Source organism: Sphingopyxis sp. GW821-FHT12F08 (genome assembly GCF_058806755.1).
Genome location: NZ_JBXAQA010000002.1, coordinates 746,209 through 759,687, shown reverse-complemented (window position 1 = coordinate 759,687; position 13,479 = coordinate 746,209). Strand labels below are relative to the sequence as shown.

General features: G+C 67.3%; 11 protein-coding genes. 6 read left to right on the top strand and 5 right to left on the bottom strand.

Annotated features, from left to right (window positions below; genetic code table 11):
• The first annotated feature begins 18 nt into the window (after positions 1-18).
• The gene (locus AC1RNQ_RS08380; protein WP_493170407.1) at positions 19-1,179 is read left to right on the top strand and encodes a serine hydrolase domain-containing protein; all 1,161 of its coding nucleotides are present in this window, start codon (positions 19-21) and stop codon (positions 1,177-1,179) included.
• Positions 1,180-1,182: 3 nt separating this feature from the next.
• Here the strand turns inward: AC1RNQ_RS08380 and acs are convergent, their stop codons facing one another.
• On the bottom strand, positions 1,183-3,147 hold the full coding sequence (gene acs, locus AC1RNQ_RS08375; protein ID WP_493170405.1) for an acetate--CoA ligase: 1,965 nt from the start codon (positions 3,145-3,147) through the stop codon (positions 1,183-1,185).
• Between the two features lie 159 nt (positions 3,148-3,306).
• On the opposite strand from acs, the gene amaB reads away from it, so the two are divergent.
• Positions 3,307-4,806, top strand: coding sequence for an L-piperidine-6-carboxylate dehydrogenase (gene amaB, locus AC1RNQ_RS08370; RefSeq protein ID WP_493170403.1), 1,500 nt, complete (start codon positions 3,307-3,309; stop codon positions 4,804-4,806).
• A gap of 138 nt (positions 4,807-4,944) precedes the next feature.
• On the opposite strand, the gene AC1RNQ_RS08365 is transcribed toward amaB, so the two are convergent.
• The 4 genes from AC1RNQ_RS08365 to AC1RNQ_RS08350 form a co-directional block, all read right to left on the bottom strand.
• Positions 4,945-6,447 (bottom strand): acetyl-CoA acetyltransferase, encoded by a 1,503-nt coding sequence (locus AC1RNQ_RS08365; protein ID WP_493170401.1) that lies wholly within the window; start codon positions 6,445-6,447, stop codon positions 4,945-4,947.
• 1 nt (position 6,448) lies between these two features.
• Positions 6,449-7,252, bottom strand: a complete 804-nt coding sequence (locus AC1RNQ_RS08360) for a crotonase/enoyl-CoA hydratase family protein (RefSeq protein ID WP_493170400.1) — start codon at positions 7,250-7,252, stop codon at positions 6,449-6,451.
• Positions 7,253-7,458: 206 nt separating this feature from the next.
• Entirely contained in the window at positions 7,459-8,109 is a 651-nt protein-coding gene (gene fsa / locus AC1RNQ_RS08355; RefSeq protein ID WP_493170399.1) for a fructose-6-phosphate aldolase, read from the bottom strand.
• Positions 8,110-8,235: 126 nt separating this feature from the next.
• Positions 8,236-8,985, bottom strand: a complete 750-nt coding sequence (locus AC1RNQ_RS08350; protein ID WP_493170398.1) for a matrixin family metalloprotease — start codon at positions 8,983-8,985, stop codon at positions 8,236-8,238.
• A 136-nt stretch (positions 8,986-9,121) separates the two neighbouring features.
• On the opposite strand from AC1RNQ_RS08350, the gene radA reads away from it, so the two are divergent.
• The 4 genes from radA to AC1RNQ_RS08330 are packed head-to-tail and all read left to right on the top strand — an operon-like array spanning position 9,122 to position 13,368.
• Positions 9,122-10,483, top strand: a complete 1,362-nt coding sequence (gene radA, locus AC1RNQ_RS08345; protein ID WP_493170397.1) for a DNA repair protein RadA — start codon at positions 9,122-9,124, stop codon at positions 10,481-10,483.
• Between the two features lie 10 nt (positions 10,484-10,493).
• Complete coding sequence (locus AC1RNQ_RS08340) at positions 10,494-11,051, top strand: CvpA family protein (RefSeq protein ID WP_493170395.1); 558 nt, start codon at positions 10,494-10,496, stop codon at positions 11,049-11,051.
• Complete coding sequence (locus tag AC1RNQ_RS08335; RefSeq protein ID WP_493170394.1) at positions 11,048-11,476, top strand: iron-sulfur cluster assembly scaffold protein; 429 nt, start codon at positions 11,048-11,050, stop codon at positions 11,474-11,476. Before AC1RNQ_RS08340 ends, AC1RNQ_RS08335 begins: the two co-directional genes overlap by 4 nt.
• Positions 11,473-13,368 (top strand): cation:proton antiporter domain-containing protein, encoded by a 1,896-nt coding sequence (locus AC1RNQ_RS08330; RefSeq protein WP_493170392.1) that lies wholly within the window; start codon positions 11,473-11,475, stop codon positions 13,366-13,368. The genes AC1RNQ_RS08335 and AC1RNQ_RS08330 overlap by 4 nt, the downstream gene beginning before the upstream one ends.
• The last annotated feature ends 111 nt before the right edge of the window (positions 13,369-13,479 follow it).

Genomic DNA, 13,479 nt, shown 5'->3' with positions numbered 1-13,479 from the left:
ATCGCCACCGCATTTTGCTTGATCTCCGCGCATCCCGCGGCAGCAGATGAGCAAGGATTCGACAAGGCGCTCAAGGATTTTCGCGCGCTCCATAGCGCGGAAGCCCGCCGCGCGAATATCGCCGGCAGCAGTTTCTATTTCGTGCGTGACGGGCGCGTCGTGGCCGCCGACCATCTGGGCGAGCAGGATGCTGAGGCATATGTCCCGGTCGATTCGCGCACCGTCTATCATTGGGCGTCGGTGACCAAGACGATGACCGGCATCGCGATCATGCAGCTGCGCGATCGCGGGCTGCTGTCGCTCGACGATCCGGTCGTCAAATATGTGCCCGAACTCGCCGCGGTGCATAATCCGTACGGTGATACGGGTGCGATCACCCTGCGCCAGCTGATGAGCCACAGCGCGGGGTTCCGCAGCGGCACCTGGCCGTGGCGCGACCATGGTTGGCAGCCGTTCGAGCCTGCAAGCTGGTCGCAGCTGGTAGCGATGTTGCCGTACACGCAAGTCGAGTTCAAACCGGGCAGCCGCTTCGGCTATTCGAACCCGGGCATCGTCTATCTCGGCCAGGTCATCGAGCGGCTGTCGGGCGAGGACTATGAAGTCTATATCGACAAAAATATCCTGAAGCCGTTGGCGATGCACGACAGCTATTTCGACCGCACGCCGCCGCACCTGCTGCCGCACCGCTCGCACAGCTATACTATCCGCGACGGCAAGCGTGCCGCGGCGCCCTTCGATGTCGACACCGGCGTGACGGTGTCGAACGGCGGGCTCAACGCGCCGATGCCCGACATGGCAAAATATGCGGCGTTCCTGCTCGGCGACCCGGCGCGACAGGCCGATTACGACTTGGTGCTGAAGCGGTCGTCGCTCGAGGAAATGTGGGTGCCGCAAATCGCGGCGGGCGAGGATTTTACGCAGGGCCGCATGGCGAAGACGACGCAGAGCGGGCTGTCCTTCTTCGTCGATCGCAGCGCGGGCGTGCGCTTCGTCGGCCACAACGGCGACCAGAACGGCTTTCGCGCCTATTTGAGCCTCTGCCCCGACCAGCGGGCGGGAACGTTGCTGGCGTTCAACACCGAAACAAAGGGCGTCGAGAACAGCCCCGCCAATCGCGACACCGCCGAATCGCGGATCGCGCTGGCGACCGATCGCCTGTGCGAGGCGCTGGCGAAGTAGCGCTTACCGGTTCTTCCGCCCCGCGATCAGCCCGTCGACGAGGCTCGGGTCGGCGAGCGTCGAGGTGTCGCCCAGCGAGCCGAAATCATTTTCCGCAATTTTCCTGAGGATGCGGCGCATAATCTTGCCGCTGCGTGTCTTGGGCAGGCCGGGGGTCAGGTGGATATGGTCGGGGGTCGCGATCGGGCCGATTTCCTTGCGGACCTGTTGCTTGAGCGCGGCGGCGACTTCCTCGGTCGCCTCGACCCCGGCGTTCAATGTGACATAGGCGTAGATGCCCTGGCCCTTGATGTCGTGCGGGAAGCCGACGACCGCGGCTTCGGCGACATCCGCGTGCAGCACGAGCGCGCTTTCGACCTCGGCGGTGCCCATGCGATGGCCCGAGACGTTGATCACGTCGTCGACGCGGCCGGTGATCCGCCAATAGCCGTCGGCGTCGCGGCGGCAGCCGTCGCCGGTGAAATATTTGCCCTTGTAGGTCGAGAAATAGGTCTCGGCGAAGCGGCCATGGTCGCCATAGATCGTCCGCGCCTGCCCGGGCCAGCTGTGCGTGATGCACAGATTGCCCTCGGCAGCGCCGCCCGTCTGTTCATCGGCGAGCACACCGCCCTCGGCATCGACGAGTTGCGGACGGATCCCGAAGAAAGGCTTGCCGGCGCTACCGGGCTGCGCAGGATGCGCGCCGGGCAGGGTGGTGATCATGATGCCGCCGGTCTCGGTCTGCCACCAGGTGTCGATAACCGGCACGCGGCCCTTGCCGACGGTGTCGCTGTACCAGCGCCACGCCTCGGGGTTGATCGGCTCGCCGACGCTGCCGAGCAGGCGGATCGACGACAGGTCGTGGCGCGTCACATAATCGTCGCCCTCGCGCATCAGCGCGCGGATCGCGGTGGGGGCGGTGTAGAGGATGTTGACCTTATGCTTGTCGACGACCTGCCAGAAGCGGTCGTGGTCGGGATAATTGGGCACCCCCTCGAACATCAGCGTCGTCGCGCCATTCTGAAGCGGGCCATAGACGACATAGCTGTGGCCGGTGACCCAGCCGATGTCGGCGCTGCACCAGAAGATCTCGCCCGGACGATAGTCGAAGCCGTACCAGAAGGTCGTCGCGGTCCACACGCTGTAGCCGCCGACCGTGTGGAGCACGCCCTTCGGCTTGCCGGTCGAGCCCGAGGTGTAGAGGATGAACAGCGGGTCCTCGGCCTTCATCGGCTCGCACGGGCAGTCGGCGGGGACATCAGCCGACAGCGCATCGTACCAATGGTCGCGGCCTTCCTTCATGTCGACGTCGCCGCCGGTGTGCGAAATGACGAGCACTGCCTTGACGTCCACGCGCTCCAATGCCTTGTCGACATTGGCCTTCAGCGGCACGACCTTGCCGCCGCGCAGCCCTTCGTCGGCGCAGATCACCCAGTCGCTCGCGCAATCCTCGATGCGGCCGTGGATCGCCTCGGGCGAGAAGCCGCCGAAGACGACGCTGTGGACCGCGCCGATCCGCGCGCAGGCGAGCATCGCGACCGCGCCCTCGGGGATCATCGGCATATAGATGGTGACGCGGTCGCCCTTCCGGACGCCCAGCTTTTTCAGCGTGTTGGCGAAGCGGACGACGTCGGCGAGCAGCGCCTTGTAACTGATCGTGCGCGTCTCGCCGTCGGGGGCGTCGGGTTCGAAGATGATCGCAGTGCGCTCGCCATGCCCCGCGGCGACGTGGCGGTCGATCGCATTGTGGCAGAGGTTGAGGACGCCGTCCTCATACCATTTGATCGACACCGGGTCGTAGGACCAGTTGGCGATCTTCGTGGGAGGCGTGATCCAGTCGAGGCGCTTGGCCTGTTCGGCCCAGAAGGCGTCGGGGTCGGCGACGCTCTGGGCGTAGAGCCGGTCATAGTCGGCTGCGGTGCAATGGGTGTTCGCGGCGGCGTCGGCGGGGACGGGGACCAAAGGTTCGGAGGGGGGTAGGTCGGACACGGCAGCTCTCCTCTATTTGCTCTCCCCTTAGCCGCTCGTATCGCGCGAAGTCGAGATGCCCGTCGGTCGCATACGACTTCGGGGCGTCTCGACTGTGCTCGACACGAACGGGAAGGGGAGAGTAGACGGCGTGCAACAGCGATTTGGAAAGGATCGATAATGGCCGGGATCGGCGAAGAGGTTGGGAATCTGCTCGATGGGCTGGGCGTCGACCGCCGCGCGTGGAGCGAAGGGTCGATGCTGTCGGTGACGCCGCTGACCGGCGAGCAGGTGGCATTGGTGCGCGTCGCCGACAGTGCGGCGATCGACGAAGCTCTCGACAGTGCGACCGCGGCGTTCCGCGCCTGGCGCCACGTCCCGGCGCCGCGCCGCGGCGAGTTGGTGCGGCTCTTCGGCGAGGAATTGCGCGCCGCGAAGGATGATCTCGCGAAGCTGGTGACGATCGAGGCGGGCAAGATTCCGTCCGAGGGTGTGGGCGAGGTGCAGGAGATGATCGACATCTGCGACTTCGCGGTCGGGCTGTCGCGCCAACTCTATGGCCTGACGATCGCAACCGAACGGCCGGGGCACCGGATGATGGAGGTCTGGCATCCGCTCGGCGTCGTGGGCGTGATTTCGGCGTTCAACTTTCCCGTCGCAGTGTGGGCGTGGAATGCGGCGCTCGCTTTGGTGTGCGGCAACAGCGTGGTGTGGAAGCCTTCCGAAAAGACGCCGCTGACGGCATTGGCGACGCAGGTGATTTTCGAGCGCGCGGTGGCGCGCTTCGGCGATGCGCCCGCGGGACTTTCGCAGCTGCTGATCGGCGGGCGCGAGGCGGGCGAGGCGCTGGTCGATGACCGGCGCGTGGCCTTGCTCTCGGCGACGGGGTCGACGCGGATGGGCCGCGCGGTCGCGCCGCGGCTCGCCGAACGCTTCGCGCGCTCGATCCTCGAGCTCGGCGGCAACAACGGCGTGATCGTGGCGCCGTCGGCGGACCTCGACCTGGCGCTGCGCGGGGTGGCGTTCGGCGCAATGGGGACCGCGGGGCAGCGCTGCACGACGACGCGGCGGCTGTTCCTGCACGACAGCATCTACGACGGCTTCGTCGCCAAGCTGAAGGCGGCCTATGCCAGCGTCGGGGTCGGCAATCCATGGACAAGCGATGTGCTCGTCGGGCCGCTGATCGACCGGGCGGCCTATGAGATGATGCAGGAGGCGCTGGCGGCCGCGGTGCAGGCGGGCGGTGTCGTCCATGGCGGCGAGCGGATGGGCGAGGGGGCGAGCTATTATGTGAAGCCGGCGCTCGTCGAAATGCCATCACAGAGCGGCCCGGTGCTCGACGAGACCTTCGCGCCGATCCTGTACGTCATGCGCTACTATGACCTGGATGCGGCGATCGACGCGCATAATGACGTGGCCGCCGGACTGTCGTCGGCGATCTTCACCACCGATATGCGCGAGGCGGAGCGCTTTCTTGTCGCGAGCGATTGCGGGATCGCCAACGTCAATTTGGGCACGAGCGGCGCCGAGATCGGCGGGGCCTTTGGCGGCGAGAAAGAAACCGGCGGCGGCCGCGAAAGCGGCTCGGACAGCTGGCGCCAATATATGCGGCGCGCGACGAACACGGTGAATTATTCGGACGCGCTGCCGCTGGCGCAGGGGGTTAGTTTCGAGTTGTAAATCCTCCCCGCTTGTGGGGAGGTGGCGGCGCGCAGCGCTGACGGAGGGGGTTCGCATCGGGGCGCGACGTCGCGTCAGCCTGCCCGCCCCTTCCACCACCCTTCAGGCGGTCCCCCTCCCCGCAAGCGGGGAGGATTTTTAGTTCACCCGCCAGCCGAAACGGTCGTTGCCCAGCGCCACGACCTGTCCGGTGGTTCCCACGGGTTCCCTGGTTCCGTCGGTCAAAAACGCCAGCATCGCCGCGTCGCTCACATCGACATGCGCTAGCGTGCGCTGGCCTTCGGGTGCGCGCGCGACCACCACGCCCGCCTTCGGCGCGCCGTCGCGGCCGTAGAAGATTGTGTAGCTTTCGATCGTCGCCGGGCCGGCATAGTCCTTGACCAGTTCGGGGACAGGGCCGCGCTTTTGTTCGGCCTCGGCCTGATAGTCGAAATCCTGCGGGAAGCTGGCGGCGGCGATCGGCTCGCTGCCGAGGACGATGCAATGATTGTCGGTCGCGAAGCCGCCGTTGGCGAAGAGGAAACCGGTGCGGCCCTCCTGGCGCAATTTCTCGACCATCGAGACCACCGCGTGGCTCATATAATTGGCGATCGGGCCGCCGCCGAAGGTCAGGCCGCCGAACACCGTCGCGGGGCGGTCCCACGGCCAGCCGAGGATGCGCCGCGCCATCTTGGGCACGCAGGGAAAGCAGCTGTAGAGTTCGACGCAGTCGAAATCCTGGGCGGTCATGCCGTTCAATTCGAGCGTGCGGGTGATCGAGGTCTCCATGCTGACGCTGCCGTCGTAGCGGTCGCGGTGGAGGATGCTCGCGGGCTCCTTCGCCGCGGCGCCCATGCCCACGTAAATGAGCCGGTCCTCGGTGATGCCGCGGCGGCGCGCTTCGGCGAGGCTGGTCACGATGAAGCCCGCGCCCTGGTTGACCGACGAGTTGGCGACCATCAGCTTCGAATAGGGGAAGGCGATCGGGCGGTTGCGCTCGTTCACTTCGAGGATGTCGGCGGGCGAAGCGGGCTTGCGAATCCATGCGCCGTCGTTGGCGGCGGCGACTTCGGAGAAGCGCGACCAGATTTCGGCGCTTTCGAACTGCGCCTCCTCGAGGCTCTGGCCCCAGGCGGCGCGCGTCGCATTTTCATAGAGCGGGTAGACGTCGACGGGCGCCGACAGGCCGTGGACCTGCGCATAATTGGGTTCGCGGCGCGTCGCGACCTGGCGGACGGCGTTATAGCTTTTGTCTTCGCCCTTCGCTGCCTTGGCGGCGCGGCCGGCGGCGGTGCGCAGTGCCTCGGCGCCGACGATGGCGGCGAGCTTTACTTCGCCCGCGCCGATCCGGTTCGCCGCCTCGTTGAGCAGGCGAATCGGGGTGTCGCCATGCGGGGCGTCGGACTGATAGTTGATCGACGGGCTCGCGCCGATTGCGGCGGCGAGCGGTTCGGGCAGCTTGCCGAGGCTGTGAAAGCTGATCTGGTCGACGATCGCGAGGCTGTCGATCTCGCTGAGTGAGACGCCGGCGTCCTTGGCGGCGATATTGAGCGCCGCGACCATCAGGCCGAGCGAGTCGAGCCCCTGGTCGGGATCTTCGGGGCGGTCGTTGACCTGGCCAACGCCGATGATGACGGGAATGCGATCGGGACCGGCTGCCATCTCAGCGCGCTTTCCACTCGGGCTTGCGCTTCTGCGCAAAGGCGAGCGGGCCTTCGCGCGCGTCCTCGCTGCGCATCAGCGCGTTGCGCTCGATCGTGTTATGCTCCCAATAGGCCGCGTCCGAGGCGATGCGGCCGTCCTGGATGCCGAGTGCGACGCGCTTCGACACCTGCACCGAGAGCGGCGCGTTGGCGGCGATCTTCTCGGCGAGCGCGAGCGCGGTGGGGAGCAGGTCGGCGAGCGGGACGACGTGATTGACCAGCCCGAATTCGGCGGCGCGCGCGGCGGGGATCGGGTCGCCGGTGAGCATATATTCCATCGCCAGCTTGCGCGGCAGTTGTTGCGCCAGGCGGAAGGCGCCGCCCGCTGCGGCGAACAGCCCGACCTTGACCTCGGGCAGGCCGAATTGCGCATGATCGGCGGCGACGATGATGTCGCTCATCAGCGCGATCTCGCAGCCGCCGCCAAAGGCGAAGCCGTTGACCGCGGCGATGATCGGTTTCGAGATCGGGTGCGACACCATACCCGCGAAACCCCACGCCTGCTGCGCCGGGTCGGCGGGCGCGAGATGCTCGCCTCGCGACAGCGCGACGAGGTCGGCGCCCGCGCAGAAGCTCTTGTCGCCCGCGCCGGTGATCACGACGACGCGGATTTCGGGGTCGTTTTCGGCTTCCTCGAGCGCGGTCCCGATGCCGGCATGCACCGCGGCATTGACCGCGTTGCGCGCCTCGGGGCGGTTGATCGTGACGATCAGGATATGGCCCTGGCGTTCGGTGAGGATGGCGGGGACGGCAGTGTCAGTCATCGAATCTCTCCCTTTGTCGCGGGAGAGTATCGGCGCGGGTTGACGTTTACGTCAACTGTAATCCTCCCCGGCACGGGGAGGGGGACCGCCCGCGAAGCGGGTGGTGGAGGGGGTTTGCGTCCTGACGCAACGCTGCGTCGGAACGAGAACCCCCTCCGTCAGCGCTGCGCGCTGCCACCTCCCCACAAATGGGGAGGATCTTGTTATCAGATCGACTGCCCCGTCTTCGCCCAGTCGGCAAGGAAGCCCTCGATACCCTTTTCGGTCAGGATATGCTTGAACAGCCCCTTGATGACCGACGGCGGCGCGGTCATCACATCGGCGCCGATCTTGGCGGCTTCGAGCACATGGATACCATGGCGCACGCTGGCGACGAGGATCTCGGTCTCGTAGCCGTAATTGTCGTAGATCAGCCGGATATCCGAGATCAGCTGCATCCCGTCGAAACCATTGTCGTCGTGGCGGCCGACGAAGGGCGAAACGAAGGTCGCGCCGGCCTTGGCCGCGAGCAAGGCCTGCGCCGCCGAGAAGCAGAGTGTGACATTGACCATCGTGCCGTCGCCGGTCAGCGCCTTGCAGGTCTTGAGCCCGTCGATCGTCAGCGGCACCTTGATGCAGACATTGGAGGCGATCTTGCGGAGGATTTCGGCCTCCTTCATCATTGTCGCGTGATCGAGCGCGACGACCTCGGCCGATACCGGGCCGTCGGTCAGTGCACAGATTTCGCGGGTCACTTCCTTGAAGTCGCGGCCCGACTTGGCGATCAGCGACGGGTTGGTGGTGACTCCGTCGAGCAGGCCGGTCGCGGCGAGCTCCTGGATGTCGGCGATTTCGGCGGTGTCGGCGAAGAATTTCATGGCGCGGGGCGATCCTTGTGCGGGCGGTTTCGATTCGCCCCCCGCCTATCACGCGCCGGCGCTGGCGTCCAAGCTTGGAGCGCCAGCGCCGGCCCCGGAACAAGATCACCGATGTCGGCCGCCCTCTCAGGGACGATGCGAACTGAACGGCTTCATCAGCACGATCGGCGTGCCGTTGATATTCTTGAGCTCCCCACGCCACGCGGCCTTGTAGAGCGCCTTCAGGTCGGCCCGGTCTTGGTCGGTCAGGATACTCGCATCACCATAATTCATGATGCTGAACTCGTTGTCCTTGCCGAAGAGTTCAGCCGGCCATGCGGTTTCCGACACATCGGCAAAAAAGTGCCGCAGGCCGAAGATATGGCCGAGTTCGTGGACCAGCGTTTCGACCTGCTCATGGTGCGGCTGGTCGAACATCTTTGGATAGATGACGAGTTCGTGCTGACCGGCGTCGGGAAAGAAGGCGCTGGCCAGCACGCAGCCGCCGCCGAAATCGCAGTCGTCGGCGTTTCGGACGGCGATTTCGAAGTCCCAAGCATCGGCGCGTTCACCGAAGCGGACGGGCGCGGCGTCGCCCCATGATTCGAGCGCCTCGCCGAGGAGCTGGCGGATCGTCGCCACGGTCGCTCCCGGATCGGGTAGCCGGTTTAGCGAGCGGGGCTGGAAGCGGTATCGCAGCAGGACATTTTCGTCCCACAGCGGGATGAAGCCGCCCGAGGCGTCGACTCTGAGGTCGAACGGCGACCGGGCTTTCGGTGTCGCGTAGCCGAGCGAGTCGGTGCCGCACACATGGCGGTTGCCAAAGAAGTGAACGGCGGCTTCGGCCTTGGGCGGAATTTCTGCTTCGTTGCGGGGGCGGTTCTTGTCCTTCGGCATGATGGCTCTCCTGCTATGCGCCTCGATGGGGCATGGAGATCCTAGTCGCCGTGATGGTCGCCATGCGCGTGACGGCCGTCACGCGACCTGCATGAAAATGATGGCGTTCCGCCTTTGTTCCGATTAAGCGGGCGGCATGGCCAAAGCGAAGCGTCAATATGTCTGCCAGAATTGCGGTTCGGTCACCTATCGCTGGCAGGGGCAGTGCGCCGATTGCGGCGAGTGGAACACGCTGGTCGAGGAAGCCGGCGAAACCGCCTTTTCGGCGAAGCACGACCTCAGCAAGGGCGGCCGGACGATCGCGCTCGAGGCGCTCGACGCGCACAGCATCATGCCCGAGCGGATGCTGTGCGGGATCGCCGAGTTCGACCGCGCGATGGGCGGCGGCTTCGTCGCGGGGTCGGCGACGCTGATCGGCGGCGATCCTGGGATCGGCAAGTCGACCTTGCTGTTGCAGGCCGCGGGGCGGCTGGCGCTCGCGGGCAAGGCGGTCGTCTATATCAGCGGCGAGGAAGCGGCGGCGCAGGTGCGACTGCGCGCGCAAAGGCTGGGACTCGGCAAGGCGCCGGTGCAACTCGCGAGCGCGACCTCGGTGCGCGACATCCTCGCGACGCTGGGCGGCAGCGATCCCGATTTCATCGTCATCGATTCGATCCAGACGATGCACAGCGACCTGATCGAAGGCGCGCCGGGGACGGTGAGCCAGGTGCGCGCGTCGGCGCAGGAACTGATCCGTTTCGCCAAGGACAGCGGCGCGGCGCTGGTGCTCGTCGGCCATGTCACCAAGGACGGGACGATCGCGGGGCCGCGCGTACTCGAGCATATGGTCGACACGGTGCTGGCGTTCGAGGGTGAACGCAGCCACCAATATCGCATATTGCGCGCGGTCAAGAACCGCTTCGGCGGCACCGACGAGATCGGGGTGTTCGCGATGGGCGAGGGCGGGCTGGGCGAGGTCGCCAACCCGTCGAGCCTGTTCCTGACCGACCGCAGCCGCGACGTGCCGGGGTCGGTGGTATTTCCCGCGCTGGAGGGCACGCGCCCGGTGCTGGTCGAGGTGCAGGCGCTGACCGTGCGGCTGGCGAGCGGGGCGACGCCTCGCCGCGCCGTCGTCGGCTGGGACAGCGGCCGGCTCGCCATGGTGCTCGCGGTGCTGGAGGCGCGCTGCGGGCTGCAACTCGGCGGAGCCGAGGTCTATCTCAACATCGCGGGCGGTTACCGGTTGACCGATCCCGCCGCCGATCTTGCGGTCGCGGCGGCGCTGATCTCGGCGTTCAGCGAGCGGCCGGTGCCCGCCGACGCGATCGTCTTCGGCGAGCTGTCGCTGTCGGGCGAGGTGCGGCCGGTTTCGCACGACGGCCTGCGGCTGCGCGAGGCGGCGAAGCTCGGCTTTTCGACGGGCTGGGGACCCAAGGGGATGAAAGGCGTCGGCGGGATTTCGGTCACCGGTTTCGCGCGGCTCGGCGAACTCGTTGACCTGATGCTCGGGCGCGACTAGCGACCGGCGAATGGGAAGTTTGACGGCTTTGGACATTTTTGTGCTGCTGCTGGTTGGCGGCGGTGCGGTGCTCGGTTTTTCGCGCGGACTGGTGCAGGAGGTGACGACGCTCCTCGCCTGGGTGCTCGCGATTCTCGCGGTGCGCCTGCTCCACGGCACGGTGACCGGGCTGGTCGCGGACTGGGTCGGGACCGAAGGCGGCGGCGCGGTGCTTGCCTTCGTGATCCTGTTCGGCGGCGTCTTCGCGCTCGCCAAATGGGGATCGCGTGCGATGGGACAGCGCAGCCGCGCGTCGATCGTCGGCGGCTTCGACCGCGGGCTCGGCGCGGGCTTCGGCGCGGTGAAGGGGCTGCTGATCGCGACGATCGGCTTCATGCTCGTCACGCTGCTCTACGACATCGGTTACGGCAATGCGCAGCGTCCGGCGTGGATGACCGCGAGCCGCACCTATCCGGCGCTCAATGCGATGAGCTCGGCGATGAGCAAGGTCATCGCCGAACGCCGTTCGGCGGCGCGCGAGGCCGAGGCCAATGGCGATAAGGACGCGTCCGGCGCAGACGCGAAATGAGCGCGCCGCTCTATAATCGCGACATATTGGCGCTGGCGGTTGCGACCGCCGAATATCTGCCACTGCCGGGCGCGCGCCATCATGCATCGCTCCGCGCACCGCTCTGCGGCAGCCGCATCCTGCTCGACCTCGACACCGACGATGCGGGGCGGGTGACGAAGGTGGGCATGCATGTCGAGGCGTGCGCGCTGGGCCAGGCGTCGGCTTCGCTGCTCGCGCGCCATGCGGCGGGCAAGGGGCTGGGCGAGATTCGCGCCGCGCGCGCGGCGATCGCGGGCTGGTTCGGCGGCAGCGGCACGCGGCCCGACTGGCCGGGCTTCGACCTGCTGGCGCCGGCAAAGGATTATCCCGCGCGGCACGGCGCGATCCTGCTGCCTTTCGATGCGGCGATTGCCGCGCTCGAAACGCAGGCAGCGCGCGCATGACCCTGTTGCTGCTGACCGCCGCGGCCTCGAATATCGCCGCCGAAAAGGCGGGCGAGACCGCGACCGACACGATGCTCTTCGAGGGCGCGATCCTGCTCGGGGTCGCGACGCTGTTCGTGATGCTGTTCCGCCGCCTGGGGCTCGGCGCGGTGCTCGGTTATCTGATCGCCGGCGCGCTGGTCGGGCCGCACGGGCTGGGCCTCGTCGGCGGCGGCGAATCGAAGCTCGCCTTCGCCGAGCTCGGCATTGCCTTCCTGCTCTTCCTCGTCGGGCTCGAACTCCATCCGCGGCGGCTCTGGGAACTGCGCCGCGCCATCTTCGGGCTCGGCATGGCGCAGGTCGTGATTTCGGGACTGATCCTCACCGCGCTGATCCTCGCCACTTTGGGCTTCAGCTGGCAGGCGGCGCTCGCGCTTGGCCTGCCGCTCGCCTTGTCGTCGACCGCGCAGGTGCTGCCCAGCCTCAAAAGCTCGGGGACGATCAACTCGCCCTTCGGCGAAAAGGCCTTTTCGATCCTGCTGTTCCAGGATCTGGCGATCGTGCCGATGATCACCATCGTCGCGGCGCTGTCGCGCGCGCCCGCCGATCCCTCGGCGCCGCCGGGATGGCAGATGGCGCTCTATACCGTCGGCGCGATCGCCGCGCTGGTGCTGGTGGGGCGTTTCGTCCTCAATCCGCTGCTTCGGCTCGTCGGGCGCTACGGCGAGCGCGAGCTGTTCGTGGTGGTCGGCCTGCTCGTCGTGCTCGCGAGCGCGGCCTTCATGCACAGCCTGCACCTGTCGACCGCGCTCGGCGCGTTCATCGCGGGGGTGATGCTCGCCGATTCGCCGTACCGGCACGAGATCGAAGCCGATGTCGAACCCTTTCGCCTGATCCTGCTCGGGCTCTTCTTCCTCGCGGTGGGCATGGTGCTCGACGTCGGCGCGGTGCTGGAGCGGCCTTGGCTCGTGCTGGGCCTCGCGGCGGGGCTGGTGGCGGTCAAGATCGCGGTGCTCACCGGCATCGCGCGGATCTACGGCATGGCGTGGAAGGCCGCGCTGGGGCTCGGGCTGCTGCTGAGCCAGGGCGGCGAGTTCGGCTTCCTGCTCTTCACCCAAGCCGCCGACGCGCTGCTGATCGCGCCCGAGGCTGCCAGCCTGTTCAGCGCGGTGGTGACGCTGTCGATGGTCTCGACCCCCTTCCTGATGCTGTTCGCGCGCAACCTGGAGTTCGCCCCCGACCGGAGCGGCAAGGGGCTGGCGGGCCCCGAGCATGCGCCGCGCGGCTCGGCGCTGGTGATCGGCTACGGGCGCTTCGGGCAGATCGTGTCGCAGATGCTGCACGCGGTCGATTGTTCGGTGACGCTGATCGACAAGAAACCGAGCCAGATCGAGCTGTCCGAACGCTTCGACACCAAGGTCTATTTCGGCGACGGGCTGCGGCTCGACCTGCTGCGCCGCGCGGGTGCCGACGAGGCGAAGCTGATCGTCTATTGCATCGACGACCGCAGCGTCGACGCCGACGCGCTGCGCCCGGTGGTCGAGGCCTTTCCGCACGCCAGGATCCTCACCCGCGTGTTCGACCGCCGCCAGCTGATCGCGATCGACGGCGCGGGGGCGACGGGCGCAGTGCGCGAAGTGTTCGAAAGCTCGATCGCGCTGGGGCTGATGGCGCTCGAACAGCTCGACATCGACCGGCGCGAGATCGAGGATGTCGAAGCGGCGCTGCGCCACCTCGACGAGGTGCGGCTGGGCGCGCAGATGGCGGGCGGCGACCTGTCGGCGGGCATGGATCATCGCTTCCAGCCGGGCGGCAGCCGCGAGGGGACGAGCATCCTGGAAAAGCTGCGCGAGACGCGGCGCGCGGCGAAGCTGGCGAAGGAAGAGGTCGAAGCCGCTTTCGACGCGAACTAGCGCGCGCCGACCACGGCACCCGCGCCGAGCGCTGCGATGGCGAGCGCGGGCGCGCCGGTGATCGCCATCGCGAGAATTGGGTTGCGGCGGCGATGACGGCCTCGGTATCCA